General features: G+C 69.8%; 23 protein-coding genes and 1 tRNA gene. 16 read left to right on the forward strand and 8 right to left on the reverse strand.

Annotation, left to right across the window (positions count from 1 at the left end):
* Nucleotides 1–18: 18 nt before the first annotated feature.
* Nucleotides 19–92, forward strand: a tRNA-Thr gene (locus tag AB5L52_RS24115).
* 45 nt (nucleotides 93–137) lie between these two features.
* On the opposite strand, the gene AB5L52_RS24120 is transcribed toward AB5L52_RS24115, so the two are convergent.
* Nucleotides 138–968: a site-specific integrase gene (locus AB5L52_RS24120; RefSeq protein ID WP_369368959.1), complete on the reverse strand. Its 831-nt coding sequence runs from the start codon at nucleotides 966–968 to the stop codon at nucleotides 138–140.
* Here AB5L52_RS24120 and AB5L52_RS24125 point away from each other — a divergent pair.
* The 6 genes from AB5L52_RS24125 (at nucleotide 858) to AB5L52_RS24150 (ending at nucleotide 4,960) form a co-directional block, all read left to right on the forward strand.
* Nucleotides 858–1,901 (forward strand): RHS repeat-associated core domain-containing protein, encoded by a 1,044-nt coding sequence (locus AB5L52_RS24125; RefSeq protein WP_369366114.1) that lies wholly within the window; start codon nucleotides 858–860, stop codon nucleotides 1,899–1,901. The genes AB5L52_RS24120 and AB5L52_RS24125 overlap by 111 nt on opposite strands.
* 104 nt (nucleotides 1,902–2,005) lie before the next feature.
* Nucleotides 2,006–2,134, forward strand: a complete 129-nt coding sequence (locus tag AB5L52_RS24130) for a hypothetical protein (RefSeq protein WP_369366116.1) — start codon at nucleotides 2,006–2,008, stop codon at nucleotides 2,132–2,134.
* Nucleotides 2,135–2,155: 21 nt separating this feature from the next.
* Entirely contained in the window at nucleotides 2,156–2,476 is a 321-nt protein-coding gene (locus AB5L52_RS24135; protein ID WP_369366118.1) for a hypothetical protein, read from the forward strand.
* 161 nt (nucleotides 2,477–2,637) lie between these two features.
* A complete protein-coding gene (locus AB5L52_RS24140; RefSeq protein WP_369366119.1) occupies nucleotides 2,638–3,336 on the forward strand; it encodes a hypothetical protein in 699 nt (232 codons plus the stop codon).
* Between the two features lie 536 nt (nucleotides 3,337–3,872).
* Nucleotides 3,873–4,352: an Hsp20/alpha crystallin family protein gene (locus AB5L52_RS24145; protein WP_369366120.1), complete on the forward strand. Its 480-nt coding sequence runs from the start codon at nucleotides 3,873–3,875 to the stop codon at nucleotides 4,350–4,352.
* A 152-nt stretch (nucleotides 4,353–4,504) separates the two neighbouring features.
* Nucleotides 4,505–4,960, forward strand: coding sequence for a hypothetical protein (locus tag AB5L52_RS24150; protein ID WP_369366121.1), 456 nt, complete (start codon nucleotides 4,505–4,507; stop codon nucleotides 4,958–4,960).
* Between the two features lie 15 nt (nucleotides 4,961–4,975).
* On the opposite strand, the gene AB5L52_RS24155 is transcribed toward AB5L52_RS24150, so the two are convergent.
* Nucleotides 4,976–5,851: an aminoglycoside phosphotransferase family protein gene (locus tag AB5L52_RS24155; protein WP_369366123.1), complete on the reverse strand. Its 876-nt coding sequence runs from the start codon at nucleotides 5,849–5,851 to the stop codon at nucleotides 4,976–4,978.
* Between the two features lie 34 nt (nucleotides 5,852–5,885).
* Here AB5L52_RS24155 and AB5L52_RS24160 point away from each other — a divergent pair, with 34 nt between their 5' ends.
* Together AB5L52_RS24160 and AB5L52_RS24165 are read left to right on the forward strand one after the other, a co-directional pair.
* Nucleotides 5,886–6,539, forward strand: a complete 654-nt coding sequence (locus AB5L52_RS24160; RefSeq protein ID WP_369366124.1) for a rhomboid-like protein — start codon at nucleotides 5,886–5,888, stop codon at nucleotides 6,537–6,539.
* Between the two features lie 10 nt (nucleotides 6,540–6,549).
* Nucleotides 6,550–7,956, forward strand: a complete 1,407-nt coding sequence (locus tag AB5L52_RS24165; protein ID WP_369366126.1) for an NAD(P)/FAD-dependent oxidoreductase — start codon at nucleotides 6,550–6,552, stop codon at nucleotides 7,954–7,956.
* Between the two features lie 36 nt (nucleotides 7,957–7,992).
* Here the strand turns inward: AB5L52_RS24165 and AB5L52_RS24170 are convergent, their stop codons facing one another.
* Entirely contained in the window at nucleotides 7,993–9,159 is a 1,167-nt protein-coding gene (locus tag AB5L52_RS24170) for an NAD(P)-binding protein (RefSeq protein WP_351029220.1), read from the reverse strand.
* Nucleotides 9,160–9,362: 203 nt separating this feature from the next.
* Between AB5L52_RS24170 and AB5L52_RS24175 the strand changes: the two genes are divergently transcribed.
* Entirely contained in the window at nucleotides 9,363–10,055 is a 693-nt protein-coding gene (locus AB5L52_RS24175) for a pentapeptide repeat-containing protein (protein WP_351029219.1), read from the forward strand.
* Nucleotides 10,056–10,099: 44 nt separating this feature from the next.
* Here AB5L52_RS24175 and AB5L52_RS24180 read toward each other — a convergent pair whose 3' ends face one another.
* Nucleotides 10,100–10,600, reverse strand: a complete 501-nt coding sequence (locus AB5L52_RS24180; protein ID WP_369366129.1) for a hypothetical protein — start codon at nucleotides 10,598–10,600, stop codon at nucleotides 10,100–10,102.
* 53 nt (nucleotides 10,601–10,653) lie between these two features.
* Here AB5L52_RS24180 and AB5L52_RS24185 point away from each other — a divergent pair, with 53 nt between their 5' ends.
* Complete coding sequence (locus AB5L52_RS24185; RefSeq protein WP_369366130.1) at nucleotides 10,654–12,048, forward strand: M1 family metallopeptidase; 1,395 nt, start codon at nucleotides 10,654–10,656, stop codon at nucleotides 12,046–12,048.
* A 30-nt stretch (nucleotides 12,049–12,078) separates the two neighbouring features.
* Here the strand turns inward: AB5L52_RS24185 and AB5L52_RS24190 are convergent, their stop codons facing one another.
* A complete protein-coding gene (locus AB5L52_RS24190) occupies nucleotides 12,079–12,654 on the reverse strand; it encodes a TerD family protein (RefSeq protein ID WP_351029214.1) in 576 nt (191 codons plus the stop codon).
* A 149-nt stretch (nucleotides 12,655–12,803) separates the two neighbouring features.
* Here AB5L52_RS24190 and arfB point away from each other — a divergent pair, with 149 nt between their 5' ends.
* Both arfB and AB5L52_RS24200 read left to right on the forward strand, forming a co-directional pair.
* Nucleotides 12,804–13,241 carry an alternative ribosome rescue aminoacyl-tRNA hydrolase ArfB gene (gene arfB, locus AB5L52_RS24195; protein WP_351029212.1) on the forward strand — a complete coding sequence of 146 codons (438 nt, stop codon included), beginning with the start codon at nucleotides 12,804–12,806 and terminating at the stop codon, nucleotides 13,239–13,241.
* Between the two features lie 221 nt (nucleotides 13,242–13,462).
* Nucleotides 13,463–14,320: a sigma-70 family RNA polymerase sigma factor gene (locus tag AB5L52_RS24200; protein WP_351029211.1), complete on the forward strand. Its 858-nt coding sequence runs from the start codon at nucleotides 13,463–13,465 to the stop codon at nucleotides 14,318–14,320.
* A 107-nt stretch (nucleotides 14,321–14,427) separates the two neighbouring features.
* Here AB5L52_RS24200 and AB5L52_RS24205 read toward each other — a convergent pair whose 3' ends face one another.
* Nucleotides 14,428–14,955, reverse strand: coding sequence for a DUF6624 domain-containing protein (locus AB5L52_RS24205; RefSeq protein ID WP_369366133.1), 528 nt, complete (start codon nucleotides 14,953–14,955; stop codon nucleotides 14,428–14,430).
* A gap of 148 nt (nucleotides 14,956–15,103) precedes the next feature.
* Nucleotides 15,104–15,676 carry a flavin reductase family protein gene (locus AB5L52_RS24210; RefSeq protein ID WP_351568744.1) on the reverse strand — a complete coding sequence of 191 codons (573 nt, stop codon included), beginning with the start codon at nucleotides 15,674–15,676 and terminating at the stop codon, nucleotides 15,104–15,106.
* 391 nt (nucleotides 15,677–16,067) lie between these two features.
* On the opposite strand from AB5L52_RS24210, the gene cdgB reads away from it, so the two are divergent.
* The 3 genes from cdgB to AB5L52_RS24225 all read left to right on the forward strand — a co-directional run bounded on the left by cdgB (nucleotide 16,068) and on the right by AB5L52_RS24225 (nucleotide 19,176).
* On the forward strand, nucleotides 16,068–17,723 hold the full coding sequence (gene cdgB / locus AB5L52_RS24215) for a diguanylate cyclase CdgB (protein ID WP_351568741.1): 1,656 nt from the start codon (nucleotides 16,068–16,070) through the stop codon (nucleotides 17,721–17,723).
* A 116-nt stretch (nucleotides 17,724–17,839) separates the two neighbouring features.
* Nucleotides 17,840–18,772: a carbohydrate-binding protein gene (locus AB5L52_RS24220; RefSeq protein ID WP_351029205.1), complete on the forward strand. Its 933-nt coding sequence runs from the start codon at nucleotides 17,840–17,842 to the stop codon at nucleotides 18,770–18,772.
* Nucleotides 18,773–18,876: 104 nt separating this feature from the next.
* Nucleotides 18,877–19,176, forward strand: a complete 300-nt coding sequence (locus AB5L52_RS24225) for a hypothetical protein (protein ID WP_351029204.1) — start codon at nucleotides 18,877–18,879, stop codon at nucleotides 19,174–19,176.
* Nucleotides 19,177–19,195: 19 nt separating this feature from the next.
* Here AB5L52_RS24225 and AB5L52_RS24230 read toward each other — a convergent pair whose 3' ends face one another.
* Nucleotides 19,196–20,128 (reverse strand): 1-phosphofructokinase family hexose kinase, encoded by a 933-nt coding sequence (locus AB5L52_RS24230; RefSeq protein ID WP_351568735.1) that lies wholly within the window; start codon nucleotides 20,126–20,128, stop codon nucleotides 19,196–19,198.
* Nucleotides 20,129–20,223 lie beyond the last annotated feature (95 nt).

Here is a 20,223-nt window from a genome sequence, read left to right on the forward strand (position 1 = left end):
ACGGGCGCCCATGCGCAGGCCTCCTTAGCTCAGCTGGTCAGAGCGCCGCTCTTGTAAAGCGAAGGTCGTCGGTTCGAATCCGACAGGGGGCTCTGGAAAACTCGCTCTGACCTGGGGGTTATCCCAGGCGGCACGCCCTATTCGGCCTCGGACTCCCCGTCCGGGGCCGTTTGCGTGAGCGGTGCGTGAGCGGATGCGTCACCAGGGCCCAGCTGGGCTGCGGATTCCCCGGCATCCGTCGGCACGCCTTCGGCGCCGGATTTCACGCCATCGGCGACCTCTGGCTCGGCTTCGGCCTTCTCGGCATCACCTGTCAGGTGAGCACGTGGTACGAGGCGGGCGGCGGCCTCGGCGATGGCGAGGTCGGCCTCGGGAAGCAAGCTCGTGTACGTGTCCGCCGTGATGGTGATCGAGGAGTGGCCGAGCATCTCCTGGATGTCCTTCAGGTCGGCCCCGGCCGCGTGAGCGAGGGTCGCCGCGCCGTGCCGCAGGTCGTGCAGTCGGATCGGCGGGAGGCCGATCTCCTCGTACAGCTCGATGAACCGGCGCGTGACGTTGGCGGGGCGGAGCATCTCGCCGTTCTCCTTGGTGAAGACGCGGCCGGTCTCCACCCAGGCGCTCTCCCACTCCTCGCGGTCCTTGTCCTGCTGGACGCGGTGCCATGTGAGGGCTCGGACCGTGTCGGAGTCGAGCGCGATGGTGCGGGCGCCTGCGTCGGTCTTGGGATCGTCCTCGTACACCTCCCAGCCACTCACGACGAGCTGCTTGGCGACGGTGATACGGCCGTCGTCGAGATGCGTGTCGGTCCACCTCTGCCCGCATGCCTCGCCTCGCCGCAGCCCGCGGAAGGCGATCAGGTGCCACAGCGCGTACAGGCGGTCCTCGCCCTCCCGCAGGCAGCCGCCGACTACACCGGCAGCGGCGCCCTCACCGCCGCCTACCAGTACAGCCCGCTGGAGCAGATCCAGTCCCGGACGCTGCCCAGTGGCGCCGCATACTTCCAGCACCACGACCAACTCGGTTCCGTCACCGACCTCACCGACGCCACCGGCAACCTCCAGTCCAGCTGGCCCTACACCGCCTACGGCCAATCCACCCAGACCAACACCGCCACCAGCCCGCCGGCCAACCCCTTCACGTACACCGGTCAGTACACCGAACCCACCACCAAGGCCGCCGGCTACAACCTCCGCGCCCGCAACTACGACCCCATCACCGGCCGCTTCACCACCACCGACCCCATCCAGCCGCAGCAGGCCGAGCCCTACACCTCGGCGTACAGCTACACCGGTGACCGGCCGACGTACGCCGTCGACCTATCGGGCCAGAGCTGGTGGGATCCGATCACCAGCCGCCTCAAAGCCATCGGCAGCGGCCTGAAGGAAGGCGCCGAACTCCCCTTCACCTTCATCGGCGACCTCGGTGACGCCGTCTCCGGCCGCAACGGCGGCGCTGGCGCCTTCCTCGACAAGTACTTCCCCGTCCGCCCCGCCTACCGCCTCTACCGCGCTGCCGAAATGCTGCGCCAGCAAGGGTGCGACCAACTCGCCGACCAGTACGACGCGGCCGGCGACCAACTCACCCAGCAGATCCTCCTCACCGGCCTCGGCGGACTGACCGGCTGGGAAAAGGACGCTGTCGAACCGACCACGACCCAACCGCGCAGGTTCGGCCCAGGTGCGGCTCATGGCGATGACCCGGCACTCAGCGGAGCCAATCCGTACATCCCGCGCGGCTTCTCGGACACCGCCCAGTACCAGCAGTTTCTGACTAAGTTGTACGATGGCCTGAATGAACTCGGATTTTCGGATGCTGAAGCGGTTTTCCAGGGAAGCTCACCGGCACTAGCTACAGGACAGGGGAGCCATTCGACGAAGGGCGCACCAGTGACTACGACATAGCGCTCACTGGTCCGAGCCTTCTCAAGCGCGCGAAGAATTCGAACATTCAACTGCGGTCGCGAGGCACTCGGACAGGTCCACTGAAAGACTATCAACTTCGTCAAATGGGTCTGCTGAATTTGGCGAACGATCTGTCGGCCTCGCTGGGCGGACGTGAGGTCAAATTCATGATCTACGAGTCCACGGAAGCGGCGATTGCGCAAAAGCCCTGCCTTGTCGCTAAGAAGCCATGAGAAGTACGGACGGAGGACGGTGTGCCCGACCGTTTTTACCTCTTCGGATCCACCGGTGCAGACATCGCTGAAGTCAGCGAGAACCTAGCCCGAACGCTTTCTGCTGCATTGGAGGAGCGCGAGAGTTCGTACGCGGGTGGCGTCTACTTTCTACTGCGGAGTGCTCATTTCGATAAGGCAACCGTGGAAGAGAACTGGACCGACGAGGAAGGGTATCAGTCAGAGCCAGATTTTCCTGACTATCCGATCCTTGTATACCTGACGAATCCAGACCGGTCTGTGCTGACTTCGCTCGGTGGTCTGCCAGATCTGGCGAAGCTGCGGTTGGACGAGGTCGGGTAAGAACCACAAAGGCCGTGACGCAGGTGGCGGCATTCCTCTACTTCCTGTCCGATGGCTGAACCCGACGCCTCTGACTCGTACCTCCAATGAGGCGTCAACGTTTTCTGGAACGCAGGCGTAGAGGTCCCCGAAAACGCGATCCAACCGTTCCGGGGGGGGTGATGACTTTGAACAACCGGAGCGACCGGTACAGCCCGATCGCTGACTATGGCTCGCTCATCAGGATCGAACCCGCGCACCTATCGAAGGCCCTGCGAGGGTTCGTCCCGCCGGTGCCTCCAGGGCGACAGGCGCGGTGGGTTCTTACTCTGGTCGACGTCGCTTTCACCGACTACTATCCCGCCAACCAAGATCAGGGCATCGACCTGGAGCGGCGTCTTTCCTTTGCGGCGAGTCTGCTCGATTTCGTCGAGCGAGAATTGAACGTCCATGACCCGGTAATCATCACCCGGGAGTACATGAGGTTTGCTCGGCTAGCGGTGGATGAAGGGGCTCGGGATGTGCCTGCTTCTTTTCGAGTCGATGCCGTGGCAGAGCGGCTACTGGGTTGCCTGACTTTCACTCGTGAGCGGGCATCGAGGGCGGCCAGTATCAGGCGTGACCGCTATCTCAGGGCTTTGGGTGCCGGTCTGCCGCAGGGAGAGGAATTCGATCGAGCGGTCAGCTTCGAAGGGGGCGTCGAACTTCATGCGGTGCTTGTTCTGTTGGAAAAATTGTCTTGGTTTCAAGGCAGGGTTGCCGACACAGACCTGGCGCGTGAAGCAGAAGCCTGGCTGGATGTCGTTCCAGAGCTCGGCCTTGGAATTGCTGTAGAAGAGTTGCTGTCCAGTCGACGGAGACGAGGGACCGGGGGCCTGTGATCTGATCAGGGTGCAGACGGCCACAGACATGCCCATTGCAGGGCTGATGGCCGAGCCCTGCTGGTGGCGTGCCATGCGAGCAGCCTGGAGCGCGGCGTCTGACCTTTCGCCGCCCGGCGCGCCGACGCGCGCGGCCACCACGCCGGGGCGGACTCGCACTCGGCCCTGGCAGAACCGTGGTGTGCGTGCAACTGCGGGCACCCGCGCCGTGTCGGCAGCCACTTTCGGTACCCGGAGAGAACTCGCTCCCTGGCGTCGAAGCTCACCAACGCAGCCGGTCACACCCCCCTTCGTGCGTGAGCGATGCGTGAGCGGACCGCCCGGCACGAGGCGTCATGAGCCGGATGGAGTACGCCGCCGCAGGGCGCTGATCAGGCAGAACAGCACCCCGCGGCAGCGTCGAGCACCCCCCAGCAAGGATTCGATCCCACTTGTAAAGCGAAGGTCGTCGGTTCGAATCCGACAGGGGGCTCCACACATGGGTACATGGAGTATGAGAAGTGCACATGTACCTACATTCGGGGAGGTGAACCCCGATGACGCTGCCTGTCCGACACCGGCACGGCAGTCTGCTGGAGAGGCCGTTCCACGCCTTCGGCTGGGGTGAGCCCGTCGCCGCCGAGTTCGATGAGCTGTTCGAGCGCATGAACCGGCTGCTCGAAGGCGCCGCCGCTGCCGCTCCCGCCGCGATGGCCTGGTCCCCCGCGGCCGACATGCGGGAGACCGACGACGCCTATGTGATCGAGGCGGAGTTGCCGGGAATCAAGCGGGACGACATCGACATCGAGATGGGCGCGCGCGAGCTGCGCATCACGGGGGAGTACAAGGAGCAGGAGCGCGAGGGCGTCCTGCGCCGCAGCACCCGCCGCAGCGGCCGTTTCGAGTACGCGGCCCTGCTGCCCGCCGACGTCAGGTCGGAGGAGGTCCACGCGACGCTCTGCGACGGCATGCTGACCGTCACCGTACCCAAGGCGCAGGCCACGAAGCCGCGCCACATCGAGATCGCCGAGTCCTGAGGACCGAGGTTCTGAGGACCGAGGTTCTGAGGACCGAGGTTCTGAGGACTGAGGTTCTGAGGATCGAAAGGGGCGTGAGGCGCGCAGGACGGCCCCGCCGGTCGTCCTGCGCGTTCTGCTCGTCCTGCTCGTCCTGCGTGGAGAGGCCGGCGATGGCCCGCATGGAGGTCCGCGGTGACGACCTGTTCGTCCGTCTGACGTGGCGGGAACGGGTTGCCGCGCGGCGTGGTGACGTACGGGTGCCGCTCGCCGCGGTGTGCCGGGTGACCGTCGAACCCGCCTGGTGGCGCGCGCTGCGCGGTGACCCGCGGCGCGGGGTGTGGATTCCCGGGACCCGGTGCGTCGGGACACGCGGCCACCTCGCCGGGGCGGACTTCGTCGTCCTGCGGCCCGGCAGACCCGTCGTATGCGTCGAACTGCGCCCCGGTGCCCCGTTCCGCCTCCTCGCCGTCTCCGTGCCGAACCGCTCGGAGGCGGCGGCCACGGCTGCCTCGCTGGTCCGGGCCGCACCGGAGATCGACGCCTCCACGCCGTGCCGGCAGCCGCTTCCGGTGCCCGACGAGCGCGGCAAGGGCTGGCCGGAGCTTCCGGCTGCCGACGAGAGCTGATCCCCCGATCAAGGCTCAGCGAAGCCGGCGCGCGATCTCCAGCTGCCGCTCCTCGACCGGCTGCCCGTCCTCCACGTCCCACAGCGCGTTCTGCAGCAGCCGGCCCAGCGTCCAGGCACGGGCCCGCTCCCGGTCCAGGCCGAGGACGTCCGTCAGCGCGTCGAAGCGCCGGCGCACCTCGGCCGCCTCGAAACGGTTGACCAGCGCGGGCCACAGCTCGAAACCCGGATCACCGGCCAGCGGCTTGGGGTCGATGGCCAGCCAGTCGGCGCGCTCGCCGGCGAGGACGTTCTCGAAATGCAGATCCCAGTGCAGCAGCCGGTCCCCGGGCTCGGCGACGACCTCACGCACGGCGGCCGCACAGTCCGCGACCAGACGCCGTACCGCCGGGTCCGGAATGCGCTCCAACGCCCACGGCGTCTGCTCCAGCATCGCCCCGGCGATGTCCCCGAGCCGACGCATCCCGGGCGGCGCCGGAAAAGAGGTGAGACGAGCCAGCAGCCGGCCCACGACCAGGACGGCCGCGCGCGTGTCCGCCACGGCGGAGAGCATCCGGGACTCGTCCAGCCGCTCCAGCAGCATCGTGCCCGTCTGCGGATCGTGATCCAGCAGCCGTACGGCCCCGGCACCGTCCCACACCCGCAGCGCGACCGGCTCGCCCTCGCTCTCCTCGTCCGGCAGCTGCAGCTTGAGGACGGCCCGGCCGCCGTCGGCCCGAACCACCGGCAGCACCAGCGCACTGACCCCGTTCATGGCGGGCCCGTCGAGCCGCAGGCGCCAGCGGTCCAGGAAGCCCGCCGTCAGGTCCGGCAGCCCGGCGATGAAGGCCCGGCCCGCCGGGCCGTTGTACGTCTCCTGCGCTTCCGCGAGATCGGCGGGAATGTCAATCATGGACCGGACGATACTGACGTGCGTGAATCGGCTCATGCGAAATTACCGGGGCCCCGGCGGAGTGTGGGCGTACATCCGCAGCGCTCCGGGCACCTATGTGTGGCTGGCCGTCCTCTTCATCACCACCGTCGCGCTCCACCAGATGTCACCGGCCTTCGAGCAGCACTTCCTGCGGCAGCGGTCGACCAACATCCACGAGCTGTCCCACAACCCGGTGCGCGTCCTCGTCGCGAGCGCCCTGTGGATCGACAGCGGCCACTGGCTCCCGTACGTCCTCCTGTACAGCCTCTTCCACGCACAGGCCGAACGCTGGCTCGGCACGCCCCGCTGGCTCGCGGTCTGCGCACTCGCCCACGTCCTGGCCTCACTCATCAGCGAGGGGGCGCTCCTCGTCGCGATCCAGGGCGGCATGGCCCACCGCTCCGCCGTCAACACCCTCGACATCGGCGTGAGTTACGCACTGGCCGGTGTCATCGCCGTCCTCACCTACCGGATCACGCCCCCCTGGCGATACCCCTACCTCCTCGCCGTACTGATCTTCTACGGACTGCCACTCGCCGAAGGACCGACCTTCACCGACCTCGGCCACTTCCTCTCCGTCCTCATCGGCCTGGCCTGCTACCCCCTGGCCAGGGGCCGCGGAAAAGCATGGAATCCGAAGGAGACACTGGCCGCCCTCAGGGGTTAACGTCCCGGCCATGAGCAGCTCGGCAAGCAGCGTCGTCAACGGCGGAATCTCCTACTGGTACGCCGACGACGGCCTCCCGCCCGTACGGGAACCCCTGTCCGGCGACGCATCGGCCGACGTCGCCATCATCGGCGGCGGCTACACCGGCCTCTGGACGGCCTACTACCTGAAGAAGGCCGCCCCCTACCTGCGCATCACCGTCCTGGAACAGAAGTTCTGCGGCTACGGCGCCTCCGGCCGCAACGGCGGCTGGCTCTACAACGGCATCGCCGGCCGCGGCCGCTACGCCGCACTGCACGGCCACGAGGCCGCCGTACGGCTGCAGAAGGCCATGAACGACACCGTCGCCGAGGTGATCGCGGTCACCGAGACCGAGCGCATCGACGCCGACATGCACCGGGGCGGCGTCCTCGAAGTGGCCACCACACCCGCCCAGTTGGCCCGCCTCAAGGCGTTCCACGAGCACGAGCTGTCGTACGGCGAAAAGGACCGCGAACTCTACGGCGCCCGCGAGACCGCCGAACGGATCCGCATCGCCGACGCCGTCGGCTCCACCTGGACCCCGCACGGCGCCCGACTGCACCCGGCCAAACTGGTCAAAGGCCTCGCGGCCACCGTCGAATCCCTCGGGGTCACCATCCACGAATCCACCCCGGTGACCGAGATCCGCCCCCGGCACGCCGTCACCCCCTACGGCACGGTCCGCGCCTCCTACGTCCTGCGCTGCACCGAAGGCTTCACCGCCTCCCTGAAGGGCCAGAAGCGCACCTGGCTCCCCATGAACTCCTCCATGATCGCCACCGAGCCGCTCACCGAGGCGCAGTGGTCCGCGATCGGCTGGAACGGCCGCGAGGCCCTCGGCGACATGGCCCACGCCTACATGTACGCCCAGCGCACCGCCGACGGCCGCATCGCCCTCGGCGGCCGCGGCGTCCCGTACCGCTTCGGCTCGCGCACCGACAATGACGGCCGCACCCAGACGGCCACCATCGACGCCCTGCACGAGATCCTCACCCGTTTCTTCCCGTCCCTCGCGGGCGTGCGCGTGGAGTACGCCTGGTCGGGCGTCCTCGGCGTCCCGCGCGACTGGTGCGCCACCGTCACCCTCGACCGCGCCACCGGCCTCGGCTGGGCCGGCGGCTACGTCGGCTCCGGCGTCGCCACCACCAACCTGGCCGGCCGCACCCTGCGCGACCTGGTCCAGCAGGACTCCGGCCAGGGCGGCCGCACCGAACTGACCGACCTGCCCTGGGTCGACCACAGGGTCCGCACCTGGGAGCCGGAACCTTTCCGCTGGCTCGGCGTCCATGGCATGTATGCCACGTACCGGACTGCCGACCAGCGGGAACGACGTCGACCGGGGACGGGCTCGTCCCGGCTGGCGAAGATCGCGGACCGGGTGGCGGGGCGGCACTGAGAGGACGGCTGTCGTGTGTACGCCCACCCGCCGGCCTCAAGCACGCTTGAGATCAACCGTGGTCCGGCCGAGGATCAGGGAGACCGCCGTGACCGCGCTGTTGAAGGACACCTCCGACAGCACGCCCGGCGCCGCCACCGAGTCGCCCGCGAGATAGACCCCGTCGCCCCGGTCGACGCCGGGCCGGTCCCGCCAGGTGCTCCCGGGCAGGTCCACGGCCCCGGTACGGCCGTCCGCCACGGCCTCCCGCCGCCAGGTCAGCCGCTGTCGCCAGTCCCGGAACCCCAGATCGAGCAGTTCCTCGGCGCGGGCCAGCCCGTCGGCGCGGGTCTCGTCCGGCCCGATCGGCAGCTGCGCCTGGACCAGCTGTTCCCCGGCCGGCGCGAGGGTGTGGTCCGGCGCGGTGCACCGTTCGAACCAGCCGGTGGCGTCGAGGTCGGAGAGGATGAAGGGGTCGCCGCGCCGGGTCCGCAGGGCGAGGTCGAGCAGGACGGTACGGCCGCTCGGCCAGGTCAGCGAGACGTCGCCGAGCAGCTGCCGGGCGGCGGCCAGGGAGGTCGCGACGATCACGGGTGTGCCGGTGGGCAGTTCGTCGACGCGGGACAGCGTCTCGACCCGCACGCCCAGCTTCCAGGCCAGTGCGGCCATCCGCTCGATCAGCGGACCCCAGCCGCCGACCGGGTAGTGCGCCTCCGGCGGCAGTGTGGTGGCCCGGCGCAGGCGTTCCTGTACGAACGCGGCGGACAGGGCGCCCGGGTCGTGGTGGAAGAGGGCGACGGCCGCGTAGTGGGCGGCGGCGCGGGCGCCCTCCTCGCCGGCGACACCGGTCGCCCAGCTCTGGAAGTCGGTGTCGACGGGGGCCTGCCGGACGCCGGGGCGCAGCAGTTTCAGCATCCCGAAGGGCGGGGTGCGGCGCAGGGCGCCGTGGTGGCGCAGCCGCAGCCGGGCGGCGTCCAGGGGCGGGATCGGGGCGAGCGGGCCGATGAGGTCGCGCCGCTTGAGCCAGGTCCAGTGCGGGCCGCCGTTGTAGAGGGCGTGCGGGCCCTCGTTGGTGCGGTACGGCCCCTCGGCGGTGCGGGCGCGGCCGCCCAGGGTGTGATGGGCCTCGTACAGGGTGACCTCGGCGCCTGCCTCGGCGGCGGTGATCGCGGCGGTGAGTCCGGCGAAGCCGCCACCGATGACGGTGATGCGGGGCTGGGGCATGAGGTGGGTCCTCCCTCGGGTCAGGTCATCCGGTCCGTGCGTACGGCGGGTCGGTGCGGCGGATCTGTGTGGCCGGTCCGTACGGCTGCTTGGTCACTGCGATGGGTCGTGACTACGACGGCGAGGGGGCGCCGGAATGTGACACGGGCCGCGTTTTCCCAGGTCAGGGCGGATTGTCAGTGGTGGGGTGCAGCATGGAGGGCATGGCGAGGAGAGCGACGGACGGCGGCCGTGCGGCGGGCCGGGCGGGGGTGAAGGGTGCGCGACGGCCGGAGCTGCGGCTGCCGCCCCTGGAGCCGTGGCAGGGGGGAGAGCTGGAGCCCGACGGGGACTATGACGGGCTGGAGTTCACAGACGCGGACCTGACGGGGCAGGACGGTGTGGGCGCCCGGTTCATGGACTGCGCGCTGACGGGCTGCGCGGTGGACGGCACGGCGCTGGGCCGGGCCAGAGTGCTGGACTCGGTCCTGACCGGTCTGCGCGGGGTGGGGACGCATCTCGCCGAGTCCACGTTCCGGGACGTCGAGCTGATCGACGCCCGGCTGGGCGGCACGCAGTTGCACGGCGCCGTCCTGGAGCGGGTCGTGGTGCGCGGCGGCAAGATCGACTATCTGAACCTGCGCGAGGCCCGCCTCAAGGACGTCGTGTTCGAGTCCTGTGTCCTGGTCGAGCCGGACTTCGCGGGCGCGCGCCTGGAGCGGGTGGAGTTCGTCGACTGTGCGCTGAGAGAGGCGGACTTCGGCAGCGCGACGCTGACGGACGTGGACCTGCGCGGGGCCGCTCCGCTGGAGATCGTGCGCGGGCTGGACCGGCTGTCGGGGGCGGTGATCAGTACGGCCCAACTGCTCGACCTGGCACCGGTGTTGGCGGCGGAACTGGGTATCCGGGTGGAGTGAATCAGCCGGTCCGGGGACGGCAGCCCCAGGGCCGGCAGGCGGACTTACGGAACCCGGGGAAAGCGGGCCTGCAGTGTCCAGACGGCCGGGTTCTCCGACAGGTCCTCGTGCAGGTCGGTGAGGTCCGCGAGCAGGTCGTGCAGGAAGTCGCGGGCCTCGCGGCGCAGTTCGGCGTGGGAGAAGGAGAGCGGGGGCTCCTCCGCCGGCGCCCAGTCGGCGGTGATGTCCACCCAGCCGAAGCGGCGCTCGAAGAGCATGCGGTCGGTGGACTCGGTGAAGTCCAGGTCCGCCCGCTGCGGCCGGGCGGCGCGGGAGCCCATCGGATCCCGGTCCAGCTGTTCCACGATGTCGCACAGCGCCCACGCGAAGTCGAGCACCGGCACCCATCCCCAGGCTGTGGACAGCTCCCGGTCGGTCTTGGTGTCCGCGAGATACACGTCACCGCAGAACAGGTCGTGGCGCAGGGCGTGGACGTCCGCGCGGCGGTAGTCGGTCTGCGGGGGGTCCGGGAACCGGTTGGAGAGGGCGTAGCCGATGTCGAGCACGGAAGAGATGGTGACACGCTTCCCCCTGCACCCCTGAACATAAGATCACTGACATGTCCAGATCCGTACGCCTTGTCCCACCCGCCGCGGCCCTGTTCGCCCTCGCTCTCACGACCACCGCATGCGGCGGCGGTGTGCACGGCACCCCGGGCGGCTCCGGCGTACGCGACCCGTATTTCCCGAAGGCCGGCAACGGCGGCTACGACGTCGACCACTACGACCTCGCCCTCGACTACACCCCCGCAGGCCGCCGTCTCACCGGCACGGCGGTCATCACCGCCCGCGCCACCCAGGACCTGTCCGCGTTCAATCTCGACCTCGCCGGGCTGCAGGTGGACTCGGTCACCGTGGAGGGCAGAAAGGCCCTCTTCGCCCGGGCCGGCCAGGAACTCACCGTGCGCCCGCACGACGACCTGAGCAAGGGCGAGACGTTCCGCACCACCGTCCGCTACTCGGGCACTCCGCGCACGCTCACCGACCCCGACGGTTCGAAGGAGGGCTGGCTGCCCACCGCCGACGGCGGTCTCGGCCTCGGCGAACCGGTCGGCTCCATGGCCTGGTTCCCCGGCAACCACCATCCCTCCGACAAGGCGACCTACGACATCACGGTCACCGTCCCGAAGGGGCTCCAGGCGGTCTCCAACGGCGAGCTGGCGGACCAGTCCACCCAGGGCGGCCGTACGAGCTTTCACTGGCACACCGCGCAGCCCATGGCCGGCTATCTCGCCACGGTCGCCGTCGGCCACTACGACATCACCCGCACCAGGGGCCCGCACGGCCTGCCCATCGTCGCCGCCGTCGACCACGCCGAGGCGAAGGAGAGCAAGGAGGTGCTGGCGAAGCTCTCCGACATCGTCGACTGGGAGGAGTACAACTTCGGGCCGTACCCCTTCTCCTCCACCGGCGCGATCGTCACCGGCGACAGCGACGCCGGTTACGCCCTGGAGACCCAGAACCGGCCGGTCATTCCCGCCGACCAGTTCAACACCGAGACGCTCGTGCACGAACTGGCCCACCAGTGGTACGGCGACTCGGTCACCCCCAGGTCCTGGCAGGACATGTGGCTCAACGAGGGCTTTGCCACCTACGCGGAGTGGCTGTACGGGGAGGACCACGGCGGCGAGAGCGCCCAGCAGACCTTCATGGACCTCTACAACGGCGACAACGAGGCCATCTGGGCCTACCCGCCGGCGAAGCCGTCGAGCGCGGCCCATATCTCCGACAGCCCCGTCTACCTGCGCGGCGCGATGGTTCTGCAGAAGATCCGGCAGAAGGTCGGCGACGACACCTTCTACGCCATCATCCAGGGCTGGGCCGCCACCCATCGCTACGGCAACGTGGACACCGCCGACTTCACCGCGTACGTGGAGAAGAAGGCCCCGGGCCACGACTTCAGTGAGATCTGGAAGGACTGGCTGTACGGAGACGGCAAGCCGGCCCACCCGTGAGGCTCTGGTCGTGGCTCGGGGCAGCGTCTGTCAGACGTTGACGCCGAAGTCCTTGGCGATGCCGACCAGGCCCGAGGCGTAGCCCTGGCCCACGGCGCGGAACTTCCACTCCGCGCCGTTGCGGTACAGCTCGCCGAAGACCATGGCCGTCTCGGTGGCGGCGTCCTCGGAGAGGTCGTAGCGGGCGATCTCGGCGCCGCCGGCCTGGTTGACGATGCGGATGTAGGCGTTGCGGACCTGGCCGAAGTTCTGGCCGCGGTTCTCGGCGTCGTAGATGGAGACGGGGAAGACGACCTTGTCGATGTCGGCCGGGAGCGCGGCCAGGTTGACGTTGATCGCCTCGTCGTCGCCCTCGCCCTGGCCGGTGGTGTTGTCACCGGTGTGGACGATGGAGTTGTCCGGGGTCTGCTTGTTGTTGAAGAAGACGAAGTGCGCGTCCGAGTAGACCTTGCCCTGCGCGTTCACCGCGATCGCGGAGGCGTCCAGGTCGAAGTCCGTGCCGGTCGTGGTGCGGACGTCCCAGCCGAGGCCCACGGTGACGGCGGTCAGGCCCGGAGCCTCCTTGGTGAGCGAGACGTTGCCACCCTTGGACAGGCTTACAGCCATGATTGGGAGTCCTTCCCTTTTAGGTTTCTGTGCCGACGAAGCTACCGTCACCCCGAAGAACGTCGAGTGGGGTCCCGGTGGTTCCGGATCCCTTTACCTTTTTTACCGAGAGCGAAAACAGGGTGACGTGAGACGGGCCGCCCGGGAACATGGGAGGCATGTCCGGGCCCTACTTCATCCGTGGCTCGGTCTCGCTTCCCGAGGCCGAGCTGACGTGGCGTTTCTCCAGGTCGTCAGGGCCCGGCGGACAGCACGTCAACACCAGTGACTCGCAGGTGGAGCTGCGCTTCGACCTCGCCCGCACGGAGGCGCTCCCTCCGGTGTGGAAGGAGCGGGCGCTGCAGCGGCTGGCCGGGCGGCTCGTCGACGGGGTCGTCGTCGTACGGTCCTCCGAGCACCGCTCCCAGTGGCGCAACCGCGAGACCGCCGCCGTGCGCCTCGCCGCGCTGCTCGCGGAGGCCTGCGCGCCCCCGCCGAAGCCGCGCCGGCCGACCCGTATCCCGCGCGGCATCAACGAACGCCGGCTGCGGGAGAAGAAGCAGCGCTCGGACACCAAGCGGGGCCGCTCCGGCCGGGACTGGACATGAGCGGCCCCGGAACCGGGCGCTAGCCGACCCGGGATCGCGCGCCAGCCGACCCGGAACCGGACGTCGGCCGACGGACCGGGCCGCCCACTACGACGACTGCCGTTCGGTATTTCGGTATGTCGATGCCTGCGCCCAGCCGGTGAGCCCGTCACATCTCCGGCCCGTCGATCGTCAGTGAAGCAGAGGACCCAGGGATGGCGACGGAGAGGCCGGAGAGCCCGATGAGTGACAACGAGCAGCACCGCGACGACGACCTTCTCGCCGAGCGGTTCGAGGCATACCGGGGGCATCTGCGGGCCGTCGCCTACCGGATGCTGGGCTCGGCCACGGAGGCCGAGGACGCGGTGCAGGAGGCGTGGTTCCGGCTGAGTCGGTCCGACGCCGGTGAGGTGGGCAACCTGGGCGGCTGGCTGACGACCGTGGTGGGCCGGGTCTGCCTCGACATGCTCCGCTCCCGCCGCTCCCGGGGCGAGCAGTCGCTGGACACCTGGCATCCGGGGCCGTCCGCCGAGCCGGATCCGGCGCAGGACGCCGTGCTCGCGGACTCGGTCGGGGTGGCCCTGCTCGTCGTCCTGGAGACGCTCTCGCCGGCCGAGCGGCTGGCGTTCGTGCTGCACGACCTGTTCGGGGTGCCGTTCGAGGAGGTCGGCGGGGTGCTCGGGCGCAGCCCGGCCGCGGCGCGGCAGCTGGCCAGCCGGGCGCGGCGGCGGGTGCGGGGAGCGGATGCGCCGGAGGCCGATCTGGTGCGGCAGCGGGAGGTCGTCGACGCGTTTCTGGCGGCGGCGCGGGGCGGTGACTTCGAGGGGCTGCTGGCCGTGCTCGATCCGGACGTGGTGGCGCGCAGCGAGGCCGGTGCGACGGTGGGGGCGGCCGGGGTCGCCTCGGGGGCGAAGAGCTTCGCGCATCTTGCGCGGGTGGCGCGGCCGGCGCTGGTGGACGGCGCGACGGGGCTGGTCGTGTACGCCGACGGTCGCGTCGAGCGGGTCCTGACGTTCACCTTCGCCGCCGACCGCATCACGTCCATCGACGTCGTCACGAACCCGGCGGACCTGTCGACGCTGACGATCGAGCCGGCATAGACCGACGCTGACGATCGAGGCCGGCATAGACCGACGCTGACGATCGAGCCGGCGTAGATCTGGCGGCCGGCTCGGGGAGCGCGTCCCGCTCGCCCGCGCCGGCGGCGCTATGCGGGCGCGTGCCGGGCCACGTACTCCTCGTACGGCTCGATTCCCACCTCCGCTCGGCGTTCGTCCAGGTGCTCGGGATCGATGGTCGGCCACGGGACCGGGGAGCCGTTGTGGACGGCGGCGATCTGGGTGCCGTAGATCTGTTCGTGGCCCTCGTTGACGAGGGTGCGGTCGCGGAGGAAGGCGAGGTCGCGGGCGGCGGCCCTGCCTTCCGCGACCGCCTGCTCCAGCAGGCGTAGCGCGCGGCGCTGGATGTCGAGCCGGCGGTCCGCGTGCTGGGCGATCAGCCAGGCCGCACGGGCGGCCTCCGGGCCGACCCGGTCGGCGGTGGGCCAGCCGTGTTCGTCCATGATCTCGCCGAGCCGGTCCGCGTGCCGCGCGGTCAGCCGGCGCCACGCGAGCTGTTCGGCCGGGTCGTCGCTGTGGGCGCGGGCGGCCAGTTCGTGGTCCGCCGTGGCCATCCGTGCCAATTCCGCGGCCAGTTCCGCGGCCGGTTCGGTGTGGTGCGGACGGTCGTTCGTCATCGTCAACTCCTCGGAAATGCCGTGCCGTTGGGTGCATGGAAACCCTAGGGGCGTTTCCGGATGCGAAGATCATCCGTGAAGATGGTGACAGGGCGGGTGCAAAACCTGGATACTGGATTTACGCCGCGATAATCGAGAACTTCGCCGGTCAGTCCAACTGGCGGTACCGGCCGCGGAAATACAGCAGCGGGCCGCCCTCCGCGCTCGGGACGTGTGCGGTCAGGACGCGGCCGATGACGAGGGTGTGGTCGCCGGCCGTCACCCGCTGCTCGGTGCGGCACTCCAGCGTGGCCAGCGCGCCGCCGACCAGTGGGGCGCCGGTGGCCTCGCCGCGGACGTAGGGGATGTCCTCGAAGAGCAGCCGGTCGCTGATCCGGCCCTTCATCGCGAACCGGCCCGCGATGTGCCGCTGGCTCTCGGTGAGCACCGACACCGCCCACAGGGGCTGTTCGTCGAGCAGGTCGTCCATGCGGGCGCCCGCACGCAGGCTGACCAGGACAAGCGGCGGGTCGAGGGAGACCGACAGGAAGGCGGTGGCGGTCATGCCGACGTCCTCCACGCCCGGCGCGTCCGGATCGTCCGGGTCCAGTGGCGGCTCCTGCGCGGTCACCAGGACCACTCCGGCGGCCAGTCGGGACATCGCGGCCCGGAACTCGTCGTTGCTCACCCCCTCAGCATGCCCGGAAGCGGCGGTGGCGGGGGATGAGGGCGTCTTCAGCACGCCGGAAACGCTAATCTCCGCTCTGCACGAACCGCATCGGGCCTTCGCCCGAGCCGGGTCCTAGGACCAACGGCCGAGCGGGCCGGCCGCCGGCCGCCGAGGGCCGCGATCTGCACCGCCTCCCGGTGCGACAATCGCGTGCATCATGTGCGCACGCCCGCAAAACTTCCGTTCAGGAAACGCACAGGGAAACCGCGGAAACTCCACTCAATTGTTCACGTTCTCCTGTGACTTGAGTCACAAGAGGCAGGAATTGTTGACCCTGTGTACCGAGTGGGCAGCGCGCTGTGATTCAGTGGCGGGGAAAGTCAGACAGCACCGTAAGAGGCACCCAAGAGAAGCGCCGAAGACAACCCTTGATTCGCTGCGAGGTCTCGGGGGGAGGGCGAGCATGGAGACCGAGTCGGAGCCGTACGTCCGTCTTGCGTCCCTGCGGCAGCTGCACCAGGTCATGGCCGACATGAACACGGCACGCAGCCTGGCGGACACACTGCAGACCGTCTCCGACGGCGCCGTACACGCCCTCGGCTACGAGATGGCGTGCGTGAACCTCGTCCGCCCCGACGGCGATCTCGTCGTCGCCGCGTTCTCCGGGAACTCCGCCGCCGAGGCCCTGATCACCGGCCGGGTCGGCTCCCGCGAGTCCTGGGAGCGCCGGCTGCACATGGGCGAGAACTGGGGCGACCTGGTCTTCATACCGCACACCGAGGGCTGGGTGCTGGACGACGACGACGTACCCCAGTGGTACACGGACGGGCCCGCGCCGCGCTTCGAGGACGAGTGGCACCCCTCCGACCGCCTCTTCGCCCCCATGTACACGCCGGGCGTGCAGGGCGGCTCCTCCGGCGAGCTGCTCGGGGTCATCTCCGTCGACCGGCCGCGCAACGGCCGCCGCCCCGGCGCCTGGGGCCGCGAGGCCCTGCAGATGTACGCCTTCCAGGCCGCCATCGCCATCAGCAACGCCCGTCTACGCGCGAATATGCAGCGGGCACTGGTCCGCCTGGAGCGCGAGCAGCAGGCGCTGCGGGCCAGTGAGGAAAGCTTCAGGCAGGCCTTCGAGTACGCCCCCTCGGGCATGGCGATCGCTGAGATGGGCGGCGACCAGCACGGCCGCATCCTGCGCACCAACGACGCCCTGTGTCGCCTGCTGGGCCGCCCCGCCTCCGCGATGCGCCGCTACTCCTTCTCCGACCTCGTCCACCCCGAGGACATCGGCACCCTGCTGCGGACCTCGGCGGAGGGCGGCCGGGCGGAACTGCGCCTGGGCCGCCGGGACGGCACGTATGTCTGGGTGTCCCTGCGCAACAGCGTCGTCGCGGACGCCGCCGACGGCCCGCGCTTCCTCCTCACCCACGTCGAGGACATAGAGGAGCGCAAGCGCCGCGAGCTGCAGCTCGCCCACCGCGCCTCCCACGACTCCCTCACAGGCCTGCCGAACTCCGCCGAGCTGCGCTCGCGCCTGGCGTCCCGGCTGTGCCGGCGCGCGGCCCACGCCGGCGAGCTGGAGTCCCTGGACGCGGCCTACGGCCACCCCGCCTTCGACACCCCCGCCGGCCACGGCTTCGACTTCCGGCCGGGCACGGAGGGGTACGACGGCTACGACCACCATGTGCACACCGTCGCCCCCGAGGACGGCCAGGACGACGGCACCAAGGGCCTCGCGGTGCTCTTCTGCGACCTCGACGGCTTCAAGTCGATCAACGACCGCTTCGGGCACAACGCGGGCGACGCGGTGTTGATCGAGGTGGCGCGCAGGCTGTCCCGGGGTGTCCGCGACGGCGACACGGTCGCCCGCCTCGGCGGCGACGAGTTCGTGATCCTCGCCGACGGCCTCGGCCGGGCCGACGCCCAGGATCTCGCCGTACGGCTGCGCAACGAGATCATCCAGCCGATCCGCGCCGAGGGACGGGCCGTCCGGGTGGGCGCGAGCTTCGGCATCGGGTGGGCACACTGCGGCATGACCGCGGACGAAGTGTTGAAGTCAGCCGACGAACGTATGTACGTAGAGAAACGATCTCGTCCCAAACAACACCGACGCGCCGGGTGATCCGCAGGTCAGGGACTTGATGCGATTCGAGTCACCCGTTTGGCTCAGTCGGAGCGGGTAGGCTCGCCCTTCCAGACCTGTATCGATCCACCCGCACCCGCTGAGGAGACCAAGGGATGACGCCCGGCGAAAACGGCCCGAGCACGCCCGAGGACGACGACCCGTTCGGCTATCTGTACGCAGACGGCCAGGCCAGAGGGGCCCAGCCGCCGTCCGGCGGTTACGGCTACCCGAACTCGGTCAGCAGGGTGCGTGCGGTCGGCGAGCGCCAGTACGGCCAGCAGCCGTCGGCGTACGGCCAGCAGCCCGGCATCCCGCAGCAGCAGGGTGCCTACGGCCATCCGAACGCCCACTACCAGGCCCCGGAGACCCTGCCCGGCGGCGCCCCGCCGAGCGGCCCCCGATCCGCGCCGCCCGCCCCCGGCCGCCGCGGCCCGAACACCAAGGGCCTGCTGATCGGCGCGATCGCGGTGGTCGCCGCGGTCGTCATAGGGATCAGCGTGGCGATGCTCAACGGCAGCGACGGCAAGAAGAACGACAACCAGGCGGGCACGACGCCGAGCCAGTCCCAGAGCCAGGGTCCGAGCCCGTCCAGCAGCAGCTCGGCGTCCGGCGAGCTGAAGACCGACGCGGGTGCCCTCCAGTTGGCGGGCGGCGCGGCGAAAGCCACGGACGTCAAGGGCGCGCAGACCTCTGACGGTTCCTATGTGGGCGGCCTGAACCAGGCCGGCTCCTCCATCACCTGGACTGTCAACAACGTCCCCTCGGACGGCACCTACACTCTGTTCGCGCACTTCAGCGTGCCCGGGCAGGACCAGAAGATGACGGTCAGCATCAACGGTAAGCCGTTCGCCCCCGGGCTGCCGCTGAAGAACTACGCGCACGCCAAGGCCGGCGACTTCGTGAACGGCTGGACGACAACCTACGTGTGGCCCACCCTCAACCAGGGCTCCAACACGATCTCCATCTCCTGCCAGGCCGGCGACCAGTGCAACGCGCTGATCGACCAGCTGTGGCTCAAGCAGGGCCAGCACACGCGCAACGGCTAGGCCCCCGACTGCGGCCGTAAGAGTGGTTAGTTCGGTGAGCGGTTTTTCGGAATGATCGGCCGGGGCAGCTTGGTGGCGACGTTGTCCTAGACGAGGTGGAAACCATGCGTGTACGTAGAGCCTTGGCCATCGTGATCGCCACTCCTGTCCTGCTCGCCGCGATCGGCATGACCGGCGCATCCGCGGCCACTCCGCAAAAGCCCACCACCGAGAGGTCGATCGCCCGCCCCGAGCCTGCCGGCGGCAGCAGGGACGGAGAGGGTAAAACGGCTGACAGCGCGCACGGTGCCGACCATGCGCACGGCGCGCCCAAAAAGGCTGCCGAACAAGAGGAACCGGAAGAGGGTCTCCTCGGCACCATCGCAGGTGAACTCTTTGATCGCGTTTCTCCTGTGAGGACATGAGAGACGGGTCAAGAAGGGCTCACGCGGCGCTGGAGTCCCCGGTCACGGAGATCCTTGCCAGTAGTTGCTCGTAAGCGTCCCGGTCGAACTCGCCCGCCGCCGGAGCCATCACGGTCGCCGCGGAGAGTGCGACCGCGCGAGCCAGCCGGTCCGGCCAGGGCAACCGCTGCACCAGGCCCGAGAGCAGGCCGGCGACCGCCGAGTCGCCGGCGCCCGTCGGGTTGCCGTGTATCCGGGCCGGTGGGGTGGCGCGCCAGCGGCCCTCGGGGGTGACGGCGAGCAGGCCGTCCGCGCCGAGGGAGGCGACGACCGCGTGGGCGCCGCGGCGGCGGGCGTCCTGTGTGGCGCGCAACGGCTCGTGGGAGCCGGTGAGTTCGGCGAGTTCGTCGGTGTTCGGCTTGATGAGGTCCGGGCGGGCCGCCACGCCGCGGCGCAGTGGCTCGCCGCTGGTGTCCAGCAGTACGGGGGCTCCGGCGGCGCGGGCGGCTCTGACGAGATGGGCGTACGCGCCGACCGGGACGCCCGGTGGCAGGCTGCCGCACAGGGCCACCGCGCGGACTCCGCCGTCCAGGAGCTCCTCGTACCGGTCGAGGAAGGCGCCCCACTCGGCCGGCGCGATCTGCGGGCCGGGCTCGTTCAACTGGGTGGTGTCACCGGAGAGTTCGTCCACCACGGCGATCGTGCGGCGGGTCGCCCCGGCGACCGGGACCAGCGCGTCCGTCAGACCGGGGATGCCGCCGAGCTGGTCGCGCATCGCACGCCCGGTCGCGCCGCCCACGAACCCCGTGACCGTCGTCTCGTGCCCGAGCGCGGCCAGTACCCGGGCCACGTTCACGCCCTTGCCGCCGGGCCGCTCGACGACGTCCGAGACCCGGTGCGAGGCGTGCGGCCGTAGCGACCGCACGCGATAGGTGAGGTCGAGAGCGGTGTTCAGTGTGACCGTGAGGATCACCCGGGCCGGCCTCCCTCGAAGTTCCTTCGTTTTCTGGGGCCCGATCATGCCAAAGAGACGGCGGCCAGCCCAGTGACGGGTCGGCCGCCGTCGAG

The organism is Streptomyces sp. CG4 (genome assembly GCF_041080655.1).
GTDB lineage: Bacteria > Actinomycetota > Actinomycetes > Streptomycetales > Streptomycetaceae > Streptomyces.

What these genes read in the sequence shown, in the direction of transcription:
- AB5L52_RS24130 (WP_369366116.1), top strand. Translation starts at nt 2,006, where the DNA reads ATGGGTCTGCTGAATTTGGCGAACGATCTGTCGGCCTCGCTGGGCGGA.
- AB5L52_RS24140 (WP_369366119.1), top strand. Translation starts at nt 2,638, where the DNA reads ATGACTTTGAACAACCGGAGCGACCGGTACAGCCCGATCGCTGACTAT.
- AB5L52_RS24145 (WP_369366120.1), top strand. Translation starts at nt 3,873, where the DNA reads ATGACGCTGCCTGTCCGACACCGGCACGGCAGTCTGCTGGAGAGGCCG.
- AB5L52_RS24150 (WP_369366121.1), top strand. Translation starts at nt 4,505, where the DNA reads ATGGCCCGCATGGAGGTCCGCGGTGACGACCTGTTCGTCCGTCTGACG.
- AB5L52_RS24155 (WP_369366123.1), bottom strand. Translation starts at nt 5,851, where the DNA reads ATGATTGACATTCCCGCCGATCTCGCGGAAGCGCAGGAGACGTACAAC.
- AB5L52_RS24160 (WP_369366124.1), top strand. Translation starts at nt 5,886, where the DNA reads ATGCGAAATTACCGGGGCCCCGGCGGAGTGTGGGCGTACATCCGCAGC.
- AB5L52_RS24165 (WP_369366126.1), top strand. Translation starts at nt 6,550, where the DNA reads ATGAGCAGCTCGGCAAGCAGCGTCGTCAACGGCGGAATCTCCTACTGG.
- AB5L52_RS24170 (WP_351029220.1), bottom strand. Translation starts at nt 9,159, where the DNA reads ATGCCCCAGCCCCGCATCACCGTCATCGGTGGCGGCTTCGCCGGACTC.
- AB5L52_RS24175 (WP_351029219.1), top strand. Translation starts at nt 9,363, where the DNA reads ATGGCGAGGAGAGCGACGGACGGCGGCCGTGCGGCGGGCCGGGCGGGG.
- AB5L52_RS24185 (WP_369366130.1), top strand. Translation starts at nt 10,654, where the DNA reads ATGTCCAGATCCGTACGCCTTGTCCCACCCGCCGCGGCCCTGTTCGCC.
- AB5L52_RS24190 (WP_351029214.1), bottom strand. Translation starts at nt 12,654, where the DNA reads ATGGCTGTAAGCCTGTCCAAGGGTGGCAACGTCTCGCTCACCAAGGAG.
- arfB (WP_351029212.1), top strand. Translation starts at nt 12,804, where the DNA reads ATGGGAGGCATGTCCGGGCCCTACTTCATCCGTGGCTCGGTCTCGCTT.
- AB5L52_RS24200 (WP_351029211.1), top strand. Translation starts at nt 13,463, where the DNA reads ATGAGTGACAACGAGCAGCACCGCGACGACGACCTTCTCGCCGAGCGG.
- AB5L52_RS24205 (WP_369366133.1), bottom strand. Translation starts at nt 14,955, where the DNA reads ATGACGAACGACCGTCCGCACCACACCGAACCGGCCGCGGAACTGGCC.
- cdgB (WP_351568741.1), top strand. Translation starts at nt 16,068, where the DNA reads ATGGAGACCGAGTCGGAGCCGTACGTCCGTCTTGCGTCCCTGCGGCAG.
- AB5L52_RS24220 (WP_351029205.1), top strand. Translation starts at nt 17,840, where the DNA reads ATGACGCCCGGCGAAAACGGCCCGAGCACGCCCGAGGACGACGACCCG.
- AB5L52_RS24225 (WP_351029204.1), top strand. Translation starts at nt 18,877, where the DNA reads ATGCGTGTACGTAGAGCCTTGGCCATCGTGATCGCCACTCCTGTCCTG.